This is a genomic window from Tibeticola sediminis (assembly GCF_003843835.1).
Taxonomy (GTDB): domain Bacteria; phylum Pseudomonadota; class Gammaproteobacteria; order Burkholderiales; family Burkholderiaceae_C; genus Tibeticola; species Tibeticola sediminis.
Genome location: NZ_RKQL01000007.1, coordinates 52,013 through 72,817 on the forward strand (window position 1 = coordinate 52,013; position 20,805 = coordinate 72,817).

At 66.7% G+C, this 20,805-nt stretch carries 14 protein-coding genes, 1 tRNA gene and 1 pseudogene; 14 read left to right on the forward strand and 2 right to left on the reverse strand.

Translation table 11 applies throughout. From position 1 onward, the window contains the following. Nucleotides 1-182: 182 nt before the first annotated feature. The 7 genes from EDC62_RS12300 (at nt 183) to EDC62_RS12330 (ending at nt 8,971) form a co-directional block, all read left to right on the forward strand. On the forward strand, nt 183-2,423 hold the full coding sequence (locus tag EDC62_RS12300; RefSeq protein ID WP_124224119.1) for an ABC transporter substrate-binding protein: 2,241 nt from the start codon (nt 183-185) through the stop codon (nt 2,421-2,423). Then, nucleotides 2,420-3,397 (forward strand): ABC transporter permease, encoded by a 978-nt coding sequence (locus EDC62_RS12305; protein ID WP_124224120.1) that lies wholly within the window; start codon nt 2,420-2,422, stop codon nt 3,395-3,397. The genes EDC62_RS12300 and EDC62_RS12305 overlap by 4 nt, the downstream gene beginning before the upstream one ends. 11 nt (nt 3,398-3,408) lie before the next feature. After that, on the forward strand, nt 3,409-4,884 hold the full coding sequence (locus EDC62_RS12310) for an ABC transporter permease (RefSeq protein WP_124224121.1): 1,476 nt from the start codon (nt 3,409-3,411) through the stop codon (nt 4,882-4,884). Nucleotides 4,885-4,889: 5 nt separating this feature from the next. Next, complete coding sequence (locus tag EDC62_RS12315; protein ID WP_124224122.1) at nt 4,890-6,794, forward strand: ABC transporter ATP-binding protein; 1,905 nt, start codon at nt 4,890-4,892, stop codon at nt 6,792-6,794. A 31-nt stretch (nt 6,795-6,825) separates the two neighbouring features. Beyond that, nucleotides 6,826-7,455 (forward strand): IS607 family transposase, encoded by a 630-nt coding sequence (locus EDC62_RS12320; protein ID WP_124224123.1) that lies wholly within the window; start codon nt 6,826-6,828, stop codon nt 7,453-7,455. Beyond that, nucleotides 7,449-8,684 carry an RNA-guided endonuclease InsQ/TnpB family protein gene (locus EDC62_RS12325; RefSeq protein WP_124224124.1) on the forward strand — a complete coding sequence of 412 codons (1,236 nt, stop codon included), beginning with the start codon at nt 7,449-7,451 and terminating at the stop codon, nt 8,682-8,684. The genes EDC62_RS12320 and EDC62_RS12325 overlap by 7 nt, the downstream gene beginning before the upstream one ends. Nucleotides 8,685-8,895: 211 nt before the next feature. Then, nucleotides 8,896-8,971 (forward strand) — tRNA-Arg (locus tag EDC62_RS12330). 373 nt (nt 8,972-9,344) lie between these two features. On the opposite strand, the pseudogene EDC62_RS12335 reads toward EDC62_RS12330, so the two are convergent. Both EDC62_RS12335 and EDC62_RS12340 read right to left on the reverse strand, forming a co-directional pair. Continuing rightward, nucleotides 9,345-10,472: pseudogene (locus tag EDC62_RS12335) on the reverse strand (IS3 family transposase). 108 nt (nt 10,473-10,580) lie between these two features. After that, complete coding sequence (locus EDC62_RS12340; RefSeq protein ID WP_124224125.1) at nt 10,581-10,793, reverse strand: helix-turn-helix domain-containing protein; 213 nt, start codon at nt 10,791-10,793, stop codon at nt 10,581-10,583. Between the two features lie 173 nt (nt 10,794-10,966). On the opposite strand from EDC62_RS12340, the gene EDC62_RS12345 reads away from it, so the two are divergent. The 7 genes from EDC62_RS12345 to EDC62_RS12375 all read left to right on the forward strand — a co-directional run bounded on the left by EDC62_RS12345 (nt 10,967) and on the right by EDC62_RS12375 (nt 20,799). Then, entirely contained in the window at nt 10,967-11,203 is a 237-nt protein-coding gene (locus EDC62_RS12345; RefSeq protein ID WP_124224126.1) for a hypothetical protein, read from the forward strand. A 34-nt stretch (nt 11,204-11,237) separates the two neighbouring features. After that, entirely contained in the window at nt 11,238-12,455 is a 1,218-nt protein-coding gene (locus tag EDC62_RS12350; protein ID WP_245968876.1) for a site-specific integrase, read from the forward strand. Next, complete coding sequence (locus tag EDC62_RS12355; RefSeq protein WP_170159073.1) at nt 12,455-13,567, forward strand: HD domain-containing protein; 1,113 nt, start codon at nt 12,455-12,457, stop codon at nt 13,565-13,567. The genes EDC62_RS12350 and EDC62_RS12355 overlap by 1 nt, the downstream gene beginning before the upstream one ends. A gap of 112 nt (nt 13,568-13,679) precedes the next feature. Further along, nucleotides 13,680-13,868 carry a hypothetical protein gene (locus EDC62_RS12360; protein ID WP_124224129.1) on the forward strand — a complete coding sequence of 63 codons (189 nt, stop codon included), beginning with the start codon at nt 13,680-13,682 and terminating at the stop codon, nt 13,866-13,868. Nucleotide 13,869: 1 nt separating this feature from the next. After that, entirely contained in the window at nt 13,870-14,511 is a 642-nt protein-coding gene (locus EDC62_RS12365) for a hypothetical protein (RefSeq protein WP_124224130.1), read from the forward strand. Continuing rightward, the gene (locus EDC62_RS12370; protein WP_124224131.1) at nt 14,504-17,404 is read left to right on the forward strand and encodes a hypothetical protein; all 2,901 of its coding nucleotides are present in this window, start codon (nt 14,504-14,506) and stop codon (nt 17,402-17,404) included. The genes EDC62_RS12365 and EDC62_RS12370 overlap by 8 nt, the downstream gene beginning before the upstream one ends. Continuing rightward, the gene (locus tag EDC62_RS12375) at nt 17,401-20,799 is read left to right on the forward strand and encodes a site-specific integrase (protein WP_124224132.1); all 3,399 of its coding nucleotides are present in this window, start codon (nt 17,401-17,403) and stop codon (nt 20,797-20,799) included. The genes EDC62_RS12370 and EDC62_RS12375 overlap by 4 nt, the downstream gene beginning before the upstream one ends. Nucleotides 20,800-20,805: the final 6 nt, after the last annotated feature.

Below are 20,805 nucleotides of genomic sequence, written 5' to 3' on the forward strand. Positions count from 1 at the left end.
CCCCGGCAACAAACAAGGCCCGTCCGCGACAGCGGCGGGCCTTTGAACATCTGGCACCGTGCATGCGATCCATGCGCGGCTGCTCCGGGCAGCATCCGGGGCGCCCCGTTCCCACCAGGCAGGACGCCCTACTTCACCTTTTACAGCGACCGCCGTCACACCGGCATACACGCTTACCAGACATGCTCAAACGACCGCTACTCGCGTTCACGCTCGGCCTCGCGCTCGCCGCAGCGGGCTGTGGCGACGTGCAGAACAACCCGCACCCCGCGGGCTCCGAGTACACGAACACGTTGTTCGTGCCCTTCATGACGCGCTCGCCGCGCACGCTGGATCCGACGAGCTCGTATTCCAACGACGAAACGCCCTACACCTACCAGGTCTACGAGCCGCTGTACCAGTACCACTACCTCAAGCGGCCGTATGAGCTCATCGGCCGCGCGGCGACCGAGGTGGTGCAGCCGCGCTACTTCGACCGCGACGGCAAGCCGCTGCCGGCCGATGCACCGGGCGAGCGGATTGCCGAGTCGGTCTACGACATCCGCATCAAGCCTGGCATTCGGTTTGCTCCGCACCCTGCGTTTGCCAAGCGCGCCGACGGCCGCTACGTCTACCACGACCTCAAGCGCGAAGACCTCGAAGGCGTGCACCGCATCAGCGACTTCAAAGAGACCGGCACACGCGAACTCACCGCCGACGACTATGTCTACGCCATCCGACGTCTGGCCACGACGCGGGTGAAGTCGCCCGCGTATTCCACGCTCGCCGAGTACATCGTTGGCCTCAAAGACTACGGCGAACGCATCAAGGCCGTGGACAAGGAACTGCGCAAGGGCCTGCCCGCCACCGCACGGGACCTGCCCTTCCTAGACTTTCGCCAGTACCCGTTCGACGGCGCCGTGGCCCTCGACCCGCACACGCTACGCATCCGCGTCAAAGGCAAATACCCGCAGTTTTCCTACTGGCTGGCGATGACCTTCTTCGCCCCCATCCCCTGGGAAGCGGAGAGGTTCTACAGCCAGCCCGGCATGGCCGAGCGCAACCTATCGCTCAACTACTGGCCCGTGGGCACCGGCCCCTACATGCTCACCGAGTTCAGCGAGAACCGGCGCCACGTCCTCGAGCGCAACCCGAATTTCCGCGGCGAGCCCTACCCTTGCGAGGGCGAACCGGGCGACCGCGAGAAAGGCTACCTCGACGATTGCGGCAAGACCATTCCCTTCGTGGACAAGGTGGTGTTCGACATCGAAAAAGAGGCCGTGCCGCTGCAGGCCAAGTTCCTGCAAGGCTATTACGATTCGCCCGCCATCGAACGCTTGGACTTTGGCACCAGCTACCTCGTTGCGATGAGCGACGACGCCTCCAAAGAGCGCGAGTTCAAGGAAAAAGGCATACGCCTGCCCACCACGGTCGAAGCCAACAACCATTACATCGGCTTCAACTGGCTCGACCCGGTCGTGGGGGGCGGCAAAACGCCCGCCGAAGCTGAAGCACACCGCAAGCTGCGACAGGCTTTGTCCATCGCGCTGGACTGGGAGGAGCACATCGCCATTTTCGAGCGCGGCCAAGCCGTGCCCGCGCACGGGCCGGTTCCTCCATCGCTGTTCGGTTACCGTGCAGACGGGCCGGCTGCGTTCAACCCGATCGTCTATCGCAAAGGCCCCGACGGAGCGCCGCAGCGCCGCTCCATCGACGAAGCGCGCCAACTGCTCGCCGAGGCGGGCTATCCGAACGGGCGCGACGCCAAGACCGGGCAGCCGCTGGTGCTGAATTTCGACTACGCCAGCTCCTCCGGCGGCGGGAAAGCCTTGCTCGACTGGTACACGAAGCAGCTGGGCAAGCTCGGCGTGCAACTCGAAGTGCGCGCCACCGACTACAACCGCTTCCAGGAAAAAATGATGAAAGGCACGGGCCAAATCTTTTCTTGGGGCTGGCTCGCGGACTACCCCGACGCCGAGAACTTCCTGTTCCTGCTTTACGGCCCGAATGCCAAGGCCGTGACTGGCGGCAACGGCGAGAACGCCGCCAACTACCAAAGCCCTGAGTTCGACCGCTTGTTCGAGCAGATGAAGTACCTCGACAACGGGCCGCAGAAGCAGGCCCTGATCGACCAGATGATTGCGATCACCCAGCGCGATGCGCCCTGGAGCTTTGGCTACTTCCCAAAATCCGCCGCGGCCTTCCACCAATGGGTCTACAACGGCAAGCCGACGCAGATCGTGCGCAACCACATCGGCTACCTGCGGCTCGACCCCAAGCTGCGCGGCGACCTGATCCGCCAGTGGAACCGGCCGGTCTGGTGGCCGATGGCGCTGCTGGCCCTCGCCGGGTTTGGCTTGGCGTTCGTAGGCTGGCGCGCCTGGCGCCGGCGTGAATTGGAGACGGCCGCGCGCACGCTGGCTCGCGAGGAGGCCACACGATGATTCGCTACATCCTGCGCCGACTCGGCTACGGCTTTCTCATCCTGGTCGGGGTGAATCTGCTGACCTTCGTGCTGTTCTTCGCGGTCAACACGCCCGACGACATGGCGCGCATGAACATCGGCGGCAAGCGCGTCACCCAGGACGCCATCGACAAGTGGAAGGCCGACCGCGGCTACGACAAGCCGCTGTTCTGGAATGCCCAGCGCGAGGGCACGGCCAAACTGACCGAGACGATCTTCTTCCAGCGCTCCGTGCCACTGTTCGTGTTCGATTTCGGCGCGTCGGACACGGGGCGGGACATCGGCTACGAAATCAAGCAACGCATCGGCCCTTCGGCGGCGGTTGCTGTTCCCACGTTTTTGCTCGGAACCTTCGTGGCCGTGATGATCTCCCTCGGGTTGGTGTTCTTTCGACACACCGCGCTTGAACTCTGGGGGGTTGCGCTCGCGGTGTTCCTGATGTCGATCTCAGGCCTCTTCTACATCATCATGGGGCAGTTCCTGTTCAGCAAAGTGCTCAAGCTCGTTCCGGTTTCGGGCTTCTCGACCGGTCCAGACCTGGTGCTGTTCCTCGCACTGCCCGTGGCGATGGGCATCCTCTCGCGGCTCGGCTCCGAGGTGCTGTTCTACCGCACGATGTTCCTCGAAGAAATCGGCAAGGACTATGTGCGCACCGCGCGCTCCAAGGGCCTGTCCGAAGGCCAGGTGCTGTGGCGCCATGTGCTGCGCAACGCGATGTTGCCCATCCTGACGAGCACCGTCGCCGTGCTGCCACTGCTGTTCCTCGGGGCGCTGATCATGGAATCCTTCTTTGGCATCCCGGGCCTGGGCAGCTTCACCATCGACGCCATCAACGCGCAGGACTTCGCGGTGGTGCGCGCCATGGTGTTTCTCGGTTCGGCGCTCTATATCCTGGGGCTGATCCTGACCGACATCTCCTACACGCTCGCCGATCCGCGCGTGCGCCTCGGTTGAGGAGCTCTTCCATGCCCAAGTTCGTCTTCCTCGCCACCGACCTCGCCCTGCTGGCGATTCTGATCGGCATCGGTGTCTACATCCGACACGCCGCGCGTTCGCCCAGCCTGCGCCAAACCTGGATCCAAGTGCTGAAGAATCCCTCGGCAGTCTCCGCGGGGCTGGTGTTGCTGCTGTTCTTCTTGCTGGCCACTCTCGATTCCGTGCACTTCCGGCCCCGGCTGCCCGCCGCCGATGCGGCGGCAGCCAGCGACGCGCCGGTCGCGTATTCCACGCGCACGCTGTCGCTGCTCGACGTCTTGCTGAGTGGCCCGCGCGAAGCCGTGGAACGTACCTATTCCGTCCCCCTCGGCACGCATCAGTTTTCCAAGGAGTCCGTCCTCGTCAACGGCAAGATGGTGCGCGACTTTCCCCGACTGGCTTACGGTGGTCGGCATCTGCAAGACCCCGCGCGCGACTGGCTGCCCGATGTGCTGCGGAAATCGGCAGCCGGTCTCGCCGCGGGCCTGCTCGCCTCGGCCGCGCTGTGGCTGCTCGTGACTTGGCGCTTAGGAAAGAACGCTGCGCAGCCCCTGGGGGCGAGCTTTACCCGGCTCTGGCATGGGCACACGGCCTACCCTTGGCGCGCGGCCCTGTGGACCTTGAGCGTGCTCTTGCTGCTGGTGGGCTGGCTGGCGGCGCTGTGGCCGTACTACCACGTCATGGGCACCGATCAAACCGGCAATGATGTTCTTTTCCAGGCCATCAAATCCGTGCGCACCGCGATCGTCATCGGTTCGCTGGCGACGCTCGCCACGTTGCCCCTGGCGATTCTGTTCGGCGTGCTCGCTGGCTATTTCAAGGGTTGGGTCGACGATGCGATTCAATACCTCTACACGGTGCTCTCGTCGATTCCGTCGGTGCTGCTGATCTCGGCCTTCGTGCTGCTGATTCAGGTCTTCATCGACAAAAACCCCAATCTCTTCGCCACCGGCTTGGAACGCGCCGATGTTCGGCTCTTCCTGCTGGCGGTGGTGCTGGGCATCACCGGCTGGGCGCAGCTCGCGCGACTGCTGCGCGCCGAAACGCTCAAGCTCGGCGAGCTGGACTTCGTGCAAGCCGCCCGCGCCTTTGGCGTGTCCGATGCCGGCATCATGCGCCGCCACATCCTGCCCAACCTGATGCACATCGTCGTCATCGTGGCGGTGCTCGACTTCTCCGGGCTGGTGCTCTACGAGGCCGTGCTGTCTTACGTAGGTGTGGGCGTGGACCCGAGCACCAACAGCTTTGGCACCATGATCAACGGCGCGCGCAATGAGATGTCGCGCGACCCGGTGGTGTGGTGGAACCTGGTGACCGCGTTCAGTTTCATGGTGACCTTGGTGCTGTCGATGACGCTGTTCTCGAGCGCCGTGCGTGAAGCCTTCGACCCCCGTGCGCGAAGCTTCCGCGTCCACAAACTGCCGCCGCCCCGGACGGCTTCAGCCGCCGCTTCCTCGAAATCCTGATCCCCATGCTGACCGTCGATCACCTCTGTACCGAAATCGATGCCGAGACCGGCGTCGTGCGCGCCGTCGATGCGCTCTCGCTGACCCTGGAACGCGGGGAGACCTTCGCGCTGGTGGGAGAGTCCGGTTGCGGCAAGTCCATGACGGCCATGTCGCTGCTGCGGCTTTTGCCCGACAGCGGCCGCGTCGCCGCGGGATCCGTGCGCCTCGGCGAAACCGACCTGGTTCAATTGCCTGAAGCCAAGATGCGCGATTTTCGAGGCCGTCGCATCAGCATCATCTTTCAGGAGCCTTCGACCAGTCTGAACCCCATCATGACGGTGGGGCGTCAGATCATCGAAGTCATCGAGCGCCACACCGCGCTGCGCGGTGCCGATGCACGACGGCGTGCCATCGAGTGGCTCGATCGCGTCGGCATCCCCGAGCCCGAGCGGCGCATCGACACCTACCCGTTCCAGATGTCGGGGGGGCAGAAGCAACGCGTGATGATCGCGATTGCGCTGGCGGCCGAGCCCGACATCGTCGTCGCCGACGAACCCACCACGGCGCTCGACGTTACCATCCAGGCCCAGATTCTCGACCTACTGAAGTCGCTGCAGCAGTCGCAACGCCTGGCCATCCTGCTCATCACGCACGACCTGGCGGTGGTCGCCCAGATGGCTCACCGGGTCGGCATGATGTACGCCGGCCAGCTGGTCGAGGTGGCCGAAGCGGCCGAATTCTTCGCGCGGCCGCTGCACCCCTACGCCGTGAGCCTGTTCCAGGCGCTGCCGGACGCCGCCAAGCGCGGACAGCCATTGGCTTCGATCCCCGGCCAAGTCCCGCCGCTCAACCAAAGCTTTACGCGCTGCCGCTTTGCGAACCGCTGCAGCCACGTCATGCCCCGCTGCGAGCAAACGCCACCCGACCTGGTCGACATGGGGCACGGGCACCAGGTGCGTTGCTTTCTCTACCCCGAGGCCGAGCGTGCGCCCGCGACACCCACCCGGGTGGACCTGCGCTCGCCTACGACACTGCAGCCCACTGGGGCCCACGAGCGCGCCGCCGCAACGGCCGAAACGCTGCTGGAGCTCAGGGACTATCGCGTCTGGTTCCCGATCCGCAAAGGTTTGCTGCAGCGCACCGTGGACTACGTCCGCGCGGTCGATGGCGTGTCGCTGAAGGTCGCCGCCGGCTCGACGCTCGCCCTCGTGGGCGAGTCCGGCAGCGGCAAAAGCACGGTCGGCAAAGGCCTGCTGCAGTTGTTGCGGCAGACCGCGACGATCAGCGGTCAAGCCCTGTTGCGCGGGCAGCCGCTCGATGCGCTCGAGGGCGAGGCCTTGCGCGCGGCGCGACGCCGGCTTCAGGTGGTGTTTCAAGACCCCTTCGCATCGCTGAATCCGCGCATGCGGGTCAGCGACATTCTCGAAGAAGGCGTGGCTGCGCTCCGCACCGACCTCGACGCCCGGGAACGCGGCCGCAGGATCGCCGCCTTGCTTGACCGCGTGGGTCTGCCGTCCACGGCCGGACAGCGATTCCCGCATGAGTTCTCCGGCGGACAGCGGCAACGCCTGGCCATCGCCCGAGCCCTCGCCGTCGAACCGGAAATCATCGTGGCCGATGAGCCCACCTCGGCCCTCGACGTGTCGGTGCAGGCGCAAATCCTCAACCTCTTCAAAGAGCTGCAACAGGAACTCGGCGTCGCCTATCTGTTCATCACGCACAACTTCGGCGTGGTCGAGTACTTGGCCGACGAAATCGCGGTCATGAAAGCCGGAAAACTCGTCGAGGCGGGGCCCGCCGATCAAATTCTCACGCGACCGAGCGATCCATACACCCAGGCGCTCCTTGCTGCCGTCCCACGGCTAACCGTGGCCGAGGCGTTCCTCGAAGAGCGGGCCAGGGGTTCGAGTAGCTTAAATGAAAGTTGAATGTTCTTGCGCAGTATTGTATATTTTGATCATGTCTCGCAAGATGGTCAGCATTCAAGAGGCCGCCGAGTTCCTGGGCGTGTCGCCTCAGACCCTGCGCCGCTGGGAGCGCGAGGGTCGGCTTTTGGCCGATGAGCGCACGCCGGGTGGCCGGCGCCGCTATGACCTTGCGCGGCTTCGGCCAGAGCAATTCCGCGCACCGGAGACGCCACGCCGCACCATCGCCTACGCACGGGTCTCCAGCCACGATCAGAAGGACGATCTGGAGCGGCAAAAGCAGGTGCTCGAACTCTATTGCGCCCGCCAAGGCTGGACGTTCGAGGTCATTGCCGACCTGGGTTCCGGCATGAACTATCAAAAGAAGGGCCTGAAGCGCCTGCTCGATGCGATCATCGATGGTCAGGTCGGGCGCTTGGTCATCACGCACAAAGACCGGCTGCTGCGCTTTGGCGCGGAACTGGTGTTCGCCATCTGCGAGGCGAAGAGCGTCGAAGTCGTGATCCTCAACCAGGGCGAGGACACGATGTTCGAGGAAGATTTGGCAAAAGACGTGCTGGAGATCATCACCGTCTTCAGCGCCCGGCTGTACGGCAGCCGCTCCCGCAAGAACCAGAAGCTCATCGAAGGCGTGCGGGCCGCCGTGGAGGCTGCGCAATGCTGATTGCCCACCGCATCGCGCTCGATCCGAACAACGTGCAGGCGACGTATTTCGCTCGCGCCGCTGGGACGGCCCGCTTTGCCTACAACTGGGCGCTAGTCCACTGGAAGTGCCAGTACGAGGCATGGAAAGCCGACCCTAGCCTGCCCAAGCCTTCTCAGCAGTCCTTGCGCCGCCAGCTCAACGCCATCAAGCGCGAGCAGTTCCCTTGGATGCTCGAAGTCACGAAGAATGCGCCGCAGATGGCGATCATCCAGTTGGGGCAGGCGTTCCAGAACTTCTTCGCTGGCCGTGCCCGCCATCCGCAGTTCCGCAAGAAGGGTGTGCACGACCGCTTCACGCTCACCAACGACCAGTTCGACATCGACGGTTCGCGCATCCGCATCCCCAATCTGGGCTGGGTGCGCATGCGCGAGCCGTTGCGCTTTGCTGGCAAGCTCATGTCGGCCACCATCTCCCGTGTGGCCGACCGCTGGTTTGTCAGCATCACCGTGGACACGCCCGACAGTTCGCACCTGTCCAAAGCCGAAAACCAAGGCGCGGTAGGCGTTGATCTGGGCGTGTTGGCACTCGCAACGCTCTCGACGGGAGAGGCCATCCCTGGCCCCAAGGCGCACACCGCTCTGCTGGCCCGTCTCAAACGGTTGTCCAGGAGCCTATCGCGCAAGCAAAAAGGCTCGACCAACCGCAAGAAGGCCAGGGCCAGACTGGCAAAGCTGCACGTCAGGATCGCCAACATCCGCGCGGATGCGCTGCACAAGCTCACGACAGACCTCACGCGCCGGTTCCACACCATCGGCATTGAGGATCTGAATGTGCGCGGCATGGTGAAGAACCGCCATCTGGCGCGCTCCATCATGGACATGAGCTTCTTCGAGTTCAGGCGGCAACTGGAATACAAGGCCGCGATGCGCGGCGGCGAGATCGTAGTGGCAGATCGCTTCTTTGCCAGCAGCAAGATATGCTCGGCGTGCGGGCACAAGCTCGACGATTTGCCGCTGTCGGTGCGCCGGTGGACGTGCCCAGACTGCGGCGCGGTTCACGACCGCGATGTGAACGCGGCGATCAATCTGAAAAAAGTGGCCGAGAGTTCGGCTGGCGGCTGCCAGCCCTTTCAGCGACAAGCTGATTGCTCGGCGACAGCCTGTGGAGAGGCGGGCTCTGGCCTTGGGCGCAAGCTCAAGACGAAACCGGCCTCTATGAAGCAGGAAGTCAGCTTTGTTCCTGTGTGAGCAGGAATGAGTAAGTCTGATGGAACGGTATAGCCCGCGCGAGACGGCCGTGTTTCCATGCGATAATTGGCGCGGCATCTTTGCCGTGCGAGCGTAAGCTCGCATCCTGCAGAGTCAGCGGCTGTAGCTCAGTGGATAGAGTATCGGCCTCCGAAGCCTATGGTCATGTAGGCTTCATGTGAAAATTTGACGATGGGCCCTGCGCCCAAATGCGGCTGTAGCTCAGTGGATAGAGTGTTGGCCTCCGAAGCCAAAGGTCGTGGGTTCGATCCCCGCCAGCCGCGCCAAATCAATGGGTTATCCATTACTTTTAGTGTATTTTCTCGATACCTGCTTTCGGTAAGCTGGGCGAGGCATGCCATCACAGGTAAAAAAGCCTTGTGGTCATCTGACTTTTGAGACTCGCCGGTTGTGCCCAACTTGTGCCGAACCTGTGCCACGCAGGGTAGGCTACTCGATATAAATTGACCATAGGCTCTGTGCCTTGCAAGAAGCAGATTTCGGGATGCTCCCCGAGCCGCACGGGTACTCTTCCTTACGCGCCCCGTCGCTATCTCTAGATCTCGATATCGGTATCGACGTCGGCGTGAGTTCGACGTGCTGAGCTGCCCCCGCTTCCCGTACCATCGGTTTGGAACATTTCCGCGGGGTTGATGAACTTTACTCTTGCGTTGGTGTCATGCGGGCTGCGTGGCGATGCGGCGATCCGAACCGTGCCGGCGGGACGCGGCCGCAGTTGCTGGGAGGCCGCACCTCGTTGAAATCGACCCGCCACTTGGCGATCTCGTGTCGCGGCTGCGCCAACGTCTCGAACCAGTGCTCGTTGAGGCACTCGTCGCGGAACCTTGCCGTTGAAGCTCTCGATTTACGCGTTCTGCGTCGGCTTGTCCAGCTGGTTCAGGATGTGCCTGACGCCTCGGGTCATCGCCCGCGCCAGGAACGCGCGACTGGTGAACTCCGGCCCTTGGTCCGTTCGCACCGCTCGCGGGTAGCCGCGGAACCGGGCCGCCTGATCCAGCACCCACACGACGTACTCGCGCCGATGCCGCGGTCCACCGCGATCTCCGCGCACGCGTGGCTGAAGTCGTCGGGGATCGTCAGGCTTGATCCGGCGCCCGTTGGCCAGGCTGTCGCTGACGCAATCCATGCTCCACACCTCGTTGATCGCCTCGCACTGGTTCAGGGGCACGCGTTCGAGCTTCAGCCGCTTGCTACCTCGGCGTTTGCGCACCACCAGGTCACCCAGCCGATACAGCCGGTAGACCCGCTTATCGTTGACCTCTGTGCCACGGAGCAAGTCGGCAATGCGCTGGTGGACGAAGCGCCGGCGCTCGTGCGCCAGCTTGGTGATGCGTTGGCTCATGTCGCGGTCCGCCTCGGCTCGTCGAGCTGGATGGCGCCAGATGTCGCGCGCGAGGCCCACCAGCGCACACGCCCGCCGCTCGCTGATCGCTGATCGCTGATCGCTGATCGCACTGTCTTGCAGCATCTTGCCCACCGCCCGTCTCTTGACCGGTGGGCTCAGCGCTTTACCCCGAAGGCTACCTTCAGTGCTTCGCCCTCCAGCGCCGCTTCGGCAAGCAGCTTCTTAAGCCTGGCGTTCTCGGCTCCAAGCTCGCGCAGCCGCTTCGCGTCGCTGGCCTCCATGCCGCCGAACTTGGCCAGCCACTTGTAGAACGTGGCCGTGCTGAAGCCTTCCCAGCGGCATAAGTCCGCCACGTTCACGCCGGCGTCAGCCTGGCGAATGAGCCCGATGATCTGCTCTTCCGTGAACTTGCTCTTGCGCATCGCGCTTCCTTTGCGTTGCACGGATTTTGTTCCTTTTCCGTGCTACGGAATTCGGGGAGCCGGTCTGTCTGCCACGACCTCGCCGTGGATGGAGCGGCGTGCAGCCCTTCAAGGGGATTCGTCGGGTACGTGTTCCAACAATTCGTCAACGCCGACGCCGAGATGGGCGCAAAGCTTGTCCAGCACATCGAGCTCGACACGCTCAGCCGTTTCGTAATAGAGCCGCGTGAGCGTGCCCCGGTTGATGCCTGTAGCTCGTGACACGTCACTGATCTTGAGCTTGCGTTCGCCTAACAGGCGGGCGAAGTGACAGCGAATCATCGCACAGCCCAGATAAAACTGATCTTCAGTGGGTCAAAATGCTTGCAAACAGTTTCGTACTCTGTCATAATAACCTGCAGGAGATCGGAACGGTTTTGAAAAGGCCGTAAAGACCTCCTAGTGTACTAGTTGTCAGGAGACTTACAGTGGAAAACATCACGAGCAATCCTAGGGTGCCTCTCACCTATCTCACGACCGAGGAGCTGGCGCAACGCATCAAATACGACGTACGCACGATCCGCGACCGGCTCAAAGACAGCGTGCTGCTGGAGGGGCGCCACTACATCCGCCCCTTTGGTGGGCGCAAGACGCTCTACATCTGGGAGCACATCGAAGCGGACATGGGGCGCCGCTCGAGCCAATCCGGCGTCGCGATCCCGCTCGTGGGGGGAGGGATGATCTATGGCTAGTATCCGTGTACGTCCGGAAACAGGGCTGCTGTTTATGGACTTCACGTGGCAGGGAAAGCGCTACCGCGAGCAAACCGCCTTGCCCGACACCCCTGCCAACCGACGCCGGCTGCAAAAAGTCCTCGAGCGCATCGAAGCCGAGATCGCTGCGGGTACCTTCGACTACGAGCGCACCTTCGGCAAGCCACAGCCCAAAGCGGCGCAGGCAACGCCCGTGGTGGCTGAGCCTGCCGCCGCCGCAACTGCCGCCACAGGGGCGACGCACGCGCCGGTCACGCCCACCTTCGCCGAGTTTGCCGAGATCTGGTTTGCCGAAGCTCGGGTCGGCTGGCGGCGAAGCTACATCGTCACTCAGCGCGGCGTGCTCGACAAATACCTGCTGCCGCACTTTGGGAATCAGGCGGTCGGCAGCATCAGCAAAGCAGACGTGTTGGCATTTCGGGCGAGCCTCGCCAAAGTCCCTGCCCGAAGTGCCGCTGGTGCCCCTTTGTCGAACCGTCGCATCAACGCCATCATGAAGCCGCTGCGACAAATCCTCAACGAAGCTGCCGACCGCTATGAGTTTACTTCGGCGTTTCGCTCCGTCAAACCGTTGAAGGTCAAGCGCAGCGAGGTCATGCCCTTTAGCCTGGAGGAGGTCAACCGCATCCTGCAGACCGTGCGTCTCGACTGGCGCCCGTACTTCATCGTTCGGTTCTTCACCGGCATGCGCACCGGCGAAGTCCACGGGCTCAAATGGCGTTGGGTCGACTTCGAGCGCCGCCTCATCCTGGTGCGCGAATCCATCGTGCTGGGAGAGGAAGACGACCTCAAGACCGAAGGCTCGATGCGCGACATCCAAATGAATCAGATGGTCTACGACGCGCTGGCGGCGCTGCGACGCGCAGCTACTGAGGACAGTGTCTACGTATTTGGCAACCGGGCGGGTAAACCCATCGACAACAAGAACTTCATCACCCGCATCTGGAACCCGCTGCTGCGTCACCTGGGATTAGCCCTGCGACGCCCCTACCAGATGCGCCACACCGCTGCCACTCTGTGGCTCGCTGCGGGCGAGTCGCCCGAGTGGATCGCGCGCCAGCTCGGCCACACCAGCACCGAGATGCTCTTTCGGGTGTATTCGCGCTACGTGCCCAACCTCACACGCCAAGACGGCTCAGCCTTCGAGCGGCTGTTGCGCCAGCACCTGGAGCTGCCCGCGCGGGTACCGTCTGGCGTGTCCCCCAGCGATGGCACACAAGGGAGTCGATGATGCGAGCCGCCGCCCTCGATCACGGGGCGCGCGGTGCGCGCCAGGAAGTCATCCCATCCGTGCCTCCACCTCCGCCGCCACTGCCGCGCCCCACCGACGCGCCAGGCTGTGCGCCGCCGAGCGTGCCCTTGCGGCTGCTGCGCCTGAGGTCGCAGGCAACGGGTCGGGCGCGTGAATGCGAAGCAATCCTGTGGGGGGTGCTGCCTGGGGCCCGCGAAGCCGACGCGCGGCGCTGGCGCGTGTGCTGGCGAGCACCGGCGGCGGCCCCCTTGCCGAGCGCGGGCGCGCTGGTGCAGGTGGCCTTGGGCGCAGCGGGTCTGGCCGCCGTGCAGCGCGGCACTGACCCCGTGGCCGTGCAGCGCCTGTGGTCGCTGCCCCGGGTGCAGCCCGGTGTCAATTTGCTGCACACCGTGCCTGTCCATTGGCTGCCCAGCGAGCCGCTGCAGGGCCTGGACGTCTCGCACGCCTTTGCCCTGCTGTGGGCGCGCCTGCCCGAGGCGCTGCGGGCCTGGTTCAACGCGATCTTTTGGGAGCACCCGCAGCGACTGTGGGCCTTCTTGCACGCGCCCGCCTCGCTGGCGCACCACCACGCCTGCCGCCACGGCTTGCTGCGGCACAGCCTGGAGTGTGCGCTGCAGGCCGCGCGCCTGAGCCGCAGCGACCCCGAAGCCGACCCCGGAGTGCTGCTGCTGGCCGCCTTGCTGCACGACGTGGGCAAAGCGGGTGAATACGAGGCGTGGCTTAGCCCGCGCGCGCACGCTGACCCACGAGGGCCGCAAAGCGCAGGGCTATCGCTGCGCGGTGAACTGCTGGGCCACCGGCTAACGGGGCTGGAGTGGATGGCGCAGGCGCGAGCGCGGCTGCCTGCCACGCTCGCACCCAGCGAGGCCCAGGCCCTGGCGGTCTATCACGCCATCCATGCCTGCCACGCGCCTGCTTGGGTCGGCCTGCGCAGCCCGCGCACCCCGGAGGCGCACTATCTGGCCAGTGTCGATGCCCTCTCGGGCCACCTCGAGCTCATGGAGCGGCTGTGGCGCCAGGGGCGCGCCCAGGGCGTGCGTCACCCCGCGCTGCAGGGCAGACAGTATTGGCCCAGGCATACCCTGGCTTGACGCAGGGGGCGAGCGCGACCACCCTTGCGCGTGGTGCGGCAGCTCGACTAGCATGCGGGGCCATGATCCTAAATCCGGCAGTTGACCGCTTTTCGCTGAATGCAAGGTGTTGATGTTTCAACAATTTTCGGCGCGCACGCCGTTCACTGTTTGGGTGAGCGCTGCGCACCCGTTCGAGCCGCCCTCGAGCGCGGGGGCGGTGTTGCAAATCCTCGCCATGGCGCCCGCCATGGCTGTGGTTTGCGCCTTGCCCGCGCGCCCGATGACGACCCGCCCGGGCGCGCCCAACTGCCGGATTTAGGATGATCGTTGAGCCGCCCCCTCCCGAGCCGACGCCGGAGTCTGCCGACGCCGCGGACCGCGCCGCCCCGTGCCGCTGGCTGCCCGGGCGCTTCGTGGTCGAGCCGCGTTGGCTACCCGTGCAGGCCGTGGTCGACATCGACAGCGACACGCGCGCGTTTCTCCAAGAGGTCGGCTTACCTCCCGTGGCGCTGCTCGACACCGACGCGTGGGACCCCTTCGCCATGCGCTGGCTGGCGTTGCGCCATCCCCCGTTGCTGGCACCGATGCGCAGCCGCCATGAGCTGCGCTATCGTGTCATCGGCTCGCCTTGGGCGCTGGACCTGGCGCGCCGGGCCTACGCCGATGCAAACGCGTCGGGCATACCGGCACTGGTGGTAACCGCACCCAAGCGCTTGTCCGTTGCCGACAAGCAACTGATCTTGGCCACCGAGATTCTGGGATTGGCCGCCACGGGGCTGCGCGCACCTCCTCAGATCGCAGCGCTCTACGAATGGTGGTCGCAGCACCCGGTCGATGGCGTCTTGAAGGATCGGCAGCACACCACGTTCTTGCGCGCGCTGCGTGCCTCGCCAGGCTCGCTGTCTGGGGCAAAACCGCCGCAACCACGTCTGCGGAAGGCCAACCCACTGCCGCATGCCTAAAACCCGGCCTTCTCCTGCCGGGCGCGACGCGCTTGTGGCGCCGTGCGAGGCGCCCGCGCAGCAAGCGCTGCTCGCGCTGGCCGCGCAAGCTGGGCACGACCCGCAGGCGCTGCACTGGCTGCTGCGCAGCCTCAACGCCCACCCGGGGCTGCGCGCGCACGCGCGCGTCTTTGCCCGTGTGCATGACGTGCTGGCGCTGGAGTCCATCGACCCCACGGCGCACCGCTGGGGCGACTGGCTGCCAGCCTGGGTGTCATTGCTGCGCTGGGCGTGGACGCAGCGTGATGCGCTCATCTCACGGGCCCCAGAGGCGCTCGCGCACTTCGATGCGCAGCCAACCGCGCGCGGCACGGGTGCGCGTCAACGCCTGAGCCACCCCCTGATGCGTTACGGGGTCGATACCTACCCCGTCGTTGCGGCACTGTGGAACAGCCACGCGGACGCTCCTGCCCACCCGAGCGCCCCTCCACACGCCGGCGCCCCCTCGCTGCTGCTGCCGCTGAACAAAGCCGGCGCCGATGTGCACCACGCGTGGCTGCAGCGGCGCGTGCTCCTGGCGTATTGGGATGCGCGTTGGGCATTGGGCGAGTCGTCGCTGCTCACCTACGACACCCACCGCGCGGCCCAGGAGCACTTGAGCGATCATGTGAGCAGCTACGAAGCGGGGCTTGCCCTGCGTGAGTTCAGCTTGCCGGGCACGCAGACGCTGCTGGCCTTTTTGCAGCCGGACGCCCCCGACTTTCTGGCCCGTCTGCGCCAGGCTCCCGCGGTGTTGGCCCAGCTGTTGCCCGCGGGACTGCCGGATGCGCGCGCCAAGCGCCGGGATTGGCAGCGCTATTTGCAGGGGCTGCTGCGCTTCTTCCAGCGCGCGAGCCTTGTGTGCCAGGGCGCGACGGATGCAGGCGGGAGGCGCGCCCGCCGCATGTACACCGGTGCGGGACAGCGCTACCCCGAGCATGGCTTTGTCCCGTGGGGCCTGTCCGAAGAGGCGGCGCGCGCGGGGCTGAACCTGCAGCGGCGCATCGAAACCGCGCTTGGCCCCGATCTTGGGCTGGGGTGTGAGATCGAAGCCGCCGAGATCGTGTGGCAGACGCTGCCGGCTGGTGGGCTGGATGTTGCCGACGACGCCGAAGAAGGCGACGACCCCGAGCAGCGCGCGGCCGATGCGCGCGAGCCCCTGTTCGAATGGGTCAAGCCCAGCGACTACGCGAGCCGGCTGCGCCAGGCCACGTGGGGCAGCCGCGCCCACCGCAGCGCCGCGCAGCACTTTGCCTGGGATTGGCGCTGCCTCACCCCGGGGGAGTTGCAGGCGGTGTGGCAGGCGCTGCAGGTCGATTGGCGCCTGGACCAGCCCACGACCTCCACGGGTCTCGCCCCCCGTGCGCGCGACGCACAGCGGCTGCGCCTGGGCGCGCTGCTCGTGATGGGGATGTTGGTCACCGGCCAGCCCCTGGAGCGGCTGCACCGCCTGCGCTGTTGGCGAGTGCACGACCCGCAGCAGGCGCCCGCGCTGGTTGCCCGCAGCGGCACAGAGGATTTGCAACTCGTCGTCTGTGGCGAGCGCCCCCTGGGTTGGGCGCTGCCGCTGCCCGCGCCCAGCTACCGCACCGAACTGCCGCCCAGCCTCAACCCGCTGGCGCGGCCGCACCTGGGCGACGGCGCGGCGCTGCTGCTGCCCGATCGTTCACCCTGGAGCGACGCGCTGCTGGCGTGGCTGCGCGACGATGCTCGCGATGCGACCGCAGCGTCTGAGTCGGTGCCCGATCCGCCCAGCAAGCCCCAAGGAGAGCAGGTGTTTCGCATGCGCGAGAACACGGTCGCCGACGCGGTGACCCACTGGATCGCGGCGCGCGCGCTCGACACCGCTCGCATCACCCCCCAGCGCCTCGCGCACACGCTCGCGGCACTGGCGCTGGCCCACACGGGTGACGCCTCGCTCGTGTGGCTGCTCACCGGCGGACCAACACATGCCAGCGAGCCGCGCATGTACTACACCCAACACCCCGCCAGTACCCTGGTGGCCACCGTCGCGCGCGTGCAAGCCAAGCTGCTGCGCCGCTGTGGCGCGGTGCCCCGACCCTTTGCGCCCGACGCCTTCGCCCTCGAAGGCGACCCCTGTGCTGGCGCACGTTGGGTCATCCGCTCGGACGTGGTGCGCGCGTTGCTGGCACACTTGCGCCAGAGGCTGAGCCAGCCCCCCGCGGGTGACATCGCCAGTCGCGCCGCCTACCACCTCGACTACGTGCTCTACACCTACCTGTGTACCGCGCTGAGCACCGGAGTGCGCGGCCTGCGCGCCGCGCAGCAACTGTGGCAGCGCTGGGAACGCTCGGGCTGCCCGTCGACGCCGCAATGGATGGGGCTGGCCGATAAAGAGCTCGAGATCGCCAGCCGCGCCCGCCTCGTGTGGCTGCCCCGGCCGCTGCTGCAGCAGTGGAGCGGCCACGCCATCCATGGGGACTACGCCCGGCAGGCGCTGGCCTGGCTGGGCACCCCCGTCCCGGAGCAGCCGGCCTGGGCCGACCTGCAAGCGCCCCAGTCTGGCCTGCGTGGAATGGGCCCCAAGCTGCGCGCTCGCCTAGGCATGCATTTGCAACACGCGCTGCGCTTGCCGGAGCCACCCGAGGTGCCGCTCAACCTCGCACGGGCGCTGCTGCGCACCGAGCTGCTCGAGCGTGGGGTGCGGGCGGAGGCGGTCGATGCGTGGCTCGGGCACGCCAACCTGGGCGAGCAACCCTGGCTGCCAGCTTCCAGTGCCAACTTGAGCATGCTGCTCGAGCCGCTGTGTGGCGTGCTCGAGACCTTGCTGCAAGAGTGGGGGGTGCGTCCCGTGCACAGCCGCTTCGCTCTTGTCACCCGCCGCCGGGGCGCTGCAGGGCTGGAGCCGACGTGAGCGACAGCGCCTGTCCCCATCCCGACCCCGCAGCGGTGCCACGCGCCTGGGAGCGGGTCGCGCGCGGCTGCCCACCGGCGCTGCAGCTCGAGCTGCAAGCGCTGCGCGAGTGGTTGGCCTCGCAGCCGCACGCACTGGCCCAGCTGCTCAGTGGCCGCCCCATTGTCGGGCTGCAGCGCGCAGCGTTGCAAGACGACAGCGCTGCGCAGGCGCTGGCGCAAGCGGTGGTGCTGCACGTGCTCGGGACGCGCGGCAGCGGGCCTGCGCGTGTCCATGCCCACAGCAAGGCGATCAAAGACGCCGAGCGCTGGACGCGCTGGCTGCACGACGCCCACCTCGCCCTCGAGGCGGCCAGCCCCGCGGTGCGGGCGCTGCCGCGCGCACAAACCCCGCTGCTCGTGCCGGTGCGCCTGCCCTCGAGTCCTTTTGCGCCCGAGCACGATGAGCGTGCCGCGCAGGTGCAGCGCTGGCGCCAAGCGTTCATCGATCGCCTCGTCGCCTGCGCGCATGCGCAGCCTGAGCAACGCCCCGCGCGCATGCCTGCCACAGACCCGGTGCTGTGGCAGGCGGCGCTGCTGCTGTCGGCCGTGTTCTTTGGCGCTTTGCTCGACCCCGACAAGCTGCGCCAGTGGCGTGTGCAGGCGTGGCATGCACGCCTCGGGCATGGCCCCGCAGGCGACGTCTGGGTCGTGTTTCGCCATGCCTACGAGGGCAGAGGCCCACTGCACCTGCAGCGTTGGCTGCTCGATCCGGTGACGCGCTTGCTATGGCTGCAGCGCCCCAGCGGCGCCGAGCCCAGCCTAGCCCGCCCCACGATCAAGAATCACGCCTTGCTCGATCACGCCCGCCGCTGGCTCGGCGTGCCCGACCTGCCCACTTCGTTGAAGGAGCTGGTGTCCGCGGCACGCCACTGGTGGCACCGCCATGCACCCGCTGCGGTGCTGGCGACCACCGCGCGCGAGATCACCAACTTCGATCTGCACGACGCCAGCTGGCAGCCGCTCATGGGCGCCGACGCCGGCGAGCACGCTGCCGTGCGTGACGCCGCAGACGACGACGGGCGTTGCGCGCCCGACGCCTCCTCGTCGCCCGACGGTGACGATGTCGTCGATCGCGTGGCGCTGCAGCACGCTTGGCTGGCCGCGCTGCGCGACGCGCTGCATGCAAGCGATCGCGAAGCACGCGTACTGGCCTTGGCCGACGCGCAAGCCTGGGTCGATGATGCCCACCGCCCCTTGCTGCAGTGGGTCGTGCAAGTCATGCAACGCCGCACGGCAGCGGCTGCCGATACCATCGGCCAGGGCGCATCGACAGACCAGGGTGAGCCCGCTTTGCACGCGCGCGCTGCGCAGCAGCGCCCGCCGCCGCCCTCGCGTCAGGGTCGCCACTCCATCCCCGCGTACGCGCCCACAGGGGCGCTGCAGCTCGCGGCCGAGCTCATCGTCCGTGACCTGTGGGTCAGGGACCCGTCGAACGCCGCTACCCCAGACGACCCCGCGCCGCGCAGCCCCGAGTTCGTGGCCGAAGCCCTGGCGCAGATCGTCCTCGACGGGCCCAGCCAGAAGGAGGTCAACGCGCGCGAGTGGGCCGTGCACGATTGGCTGCGCTACCTCGCGTACGACGCGGCACTGTCGGCTGCCTTCGTCCGTGGCTCCATGCGCGGCGTGCAGCGCCTCGTCAACGAGCAGCTGCAAGACGTGCGCACCCTGAAAGCGGTCGATGCCGAGCTGATCGATGCGCGCACGTACCGCGAAGCCCTGGCGTACCTGTCGCGTCCCCCCTCCCACTTGCAGTCGACGCGGCGCTGGCAGGCCGCGCGGCTGCTGCTCGTGCTCGGGTTTCGTACCGGGATGCGCCGCCAAGAGATGCTGGGTTTGCGCTTGTGCGACGTCCCCGGCGACACCGACCTGATGCTGCTGGTTCGCCCACACGCGCGCCGCCGCCTCAAGACGCCTGCAGCCACACGCGCGGTGCCTGCGGGCGTGCTGCTCGATGTCGAGGAGCGGCGCTGGTTGCGCCAGTGGCTCGCGCAGCGCCGCCAGGAGTGCAGCCTGGAGCCCGAGCCGGGGCAAGCCTATGTCTTTGGGGTCCCTGGGCGCGACCCTGACCACCCCGATGGCGTGCTGTCGCACGAGCGCTTGGCCGATCTCGTCATCGAAGCGCTCACCGCTGCGCAGCGCCAGCTGGGTCAACAACCCCGCGCGCGCCTGCACCACTTGCGCCACGCGTTTGCCACCTGGATGACGCTGGCCCTGTACGTGCCCACCCATCCCGAGCTGCTCGAGCTTTTCGCGCACGACCCGCCCACGCAGGCGTTGCTGCGCCGCGGGGCGCGTCTGCGCCGCTGGCTGCTGGGCGTGCGCCCGGCGGGCACACGCGCCATCGGCTACGCTTTGGCGCGATTGCTCGGCCACATCGCGCCCGAGGTCTCGCTCGTGCACTACGTGCACGCGCAGGTCTTCTTGCAGCACGCGGCCGTGCTGCGCCAAGCCCGCGCACTGCGGCAGGCGCTGTGGGTGGCACTCACCGGGCTGAGCCAGCCCACAGTCAGCAAGCATCTGGCCCGCGGCGGCCCACGCCAGTTGGTGCAGCATGTGCACGGCGCGCGGCAGCCCTTGGTCGAGCCCCGGGTGGATCCAGCGCCGCTGACATCGCCCCCCACATCGTCGCGCGCACCCCAACCGCTGCGGGCGCCACTTCCCGTGTGCGCCGGCGCCGCTCCCGTGGCGTCGGCGCTGACGGTGTTCGCGGCGCTCAGCGGCGCACCCGTCCCCGAGGAGGTCACCCCAGCGCAAATCGAGGCGTGGCAGCGGGCCGTGCAACGCGTCGAGCTGCCCTGGCTGCGCCAAGCGCTGCAGCCGCCGCTGCGTAGCCCGTGCCGCCACTATCGCGAGGAGCGCTGGATGGGCGAGTTGAGCGCGCGACTGCAGCACGCGCTGGGTCTCAGTCTCGACGACAATGCCGCCGCGATGCGCGCCCACTTGCAGCGCTACCGTCCCAGCGCACAACGCTCGGAGGTGGCGTTTTGTGGCGCGCCTGGTGATACCGACTGGAGCGCACTGCGTGATGACTGGATGCGCTACCTGCGCTTGCTCCAGCGGCTGCAATGGCCGCCTGAGCATCTGCTCGTGCTGCTGCGGCGGCCCGTGCCCACGCTCATGCCGCCGAGGCTGGGCGATATCCCTGGGCTGCCGCCCCTCGTGCAGCTCGCCCCGCGGTGGCTGTTGGATGCCCCGGTGGACTTCGCCAGCCTGCGCAGCGCGGCGCATCACCCCACCAACGCGAATTGGGTCGGCATCCGGCTGTTGGACCGTCCCCACGCCCAGGGTGGGCAGTGTTTCCCGTGGGTGACAGCGGTCACGATGGCATTGGCGCTCGTGGGGGCGGTGGGGTAATTCCGG

Coding starts and splice junctions, on each gene's coding strand:
- EDC62_RS12300 (WP_124224119.1), top strand. CDS start 183: ATGCTCAAACGACCGCTACTCGCGTTCACGCTCGGCCTCGCGCTCGCC.
- EDC62_RS12305 (WP_124224120.1), top strand. CDS start 2,420: ATGATTCGCTACATCCTGCGCCGACTCGGCTACGGCTTTCTCATCCTG.
- EDC62_RS12310 (WP_124224121.1), top strand. CDS start 3,409: ATGCCCAAGTTCGTCTTCCTCGCCACCGACCTCGCCCTGCTGGCGATT.
- EDC62_RS12315 (WP_124224122.1), top strand. CDS start 4,890: ATGCTGACCGTCGATCACCTCTGTACCGAAATCGATGCCGAGACCGGC.
- EDC62_RS12320 (WP_124224123.1), top strand. CDS start 6,826: ATGTCTCGCAAGATGGTCAGCATTCAAGAGGCCGCCGAGTTCCTGGGC.
- EDC62_RS12325 (WP_124224124.1), top strand. CDS start 7,449: ATGCTGATTGCCCACCGCATCGCGCTCGATCCGAACAACGTGCAGGCG.
- EDC62_RS12340 (WP_124224125.1), bottom strand. CDS start 10,793: ATGATTCGCTGTCACTTCGCCCGCCTGTTAGGCGAACGCAAGCTCAAG.
- EDC62_RS12350 (WP_245968876.1), top strand. CDS start 11,238: ATGGACTTCACGTGGCAGGGAAAGCGCTACCGCGAGCAAACCGCCTTG.
- EDC62_RS12355 (WP_170159073.1), top strand. CDS start 12,455: ATGCGAGCCGCCGCCCTCGATCACGGGGCGCGCGGTGCGCGCCAGGAA.
- EDC62_RS12360 (WP_124224129.1), top strand. CDS start 13,680: ATGTTTCAACAATTTTCGGCGCGCACGCCGTTCACTGTTTGGGTGAGC.
- EDC62_RS12365 (WP_124224130.1), top strand. CDS start 13,870: ATGATCGTTGAGCCGCCCCCTCCCGAGCCGACGCCGGAGTCTGCCGAC.
- EDC62_RS12370 (WP_124224131.1), top strand. CDS start 14,504: ATGCCTAAAACCCGGCCTTCTCCTGCCGGGCGCGACGCGCTTGTGGCG.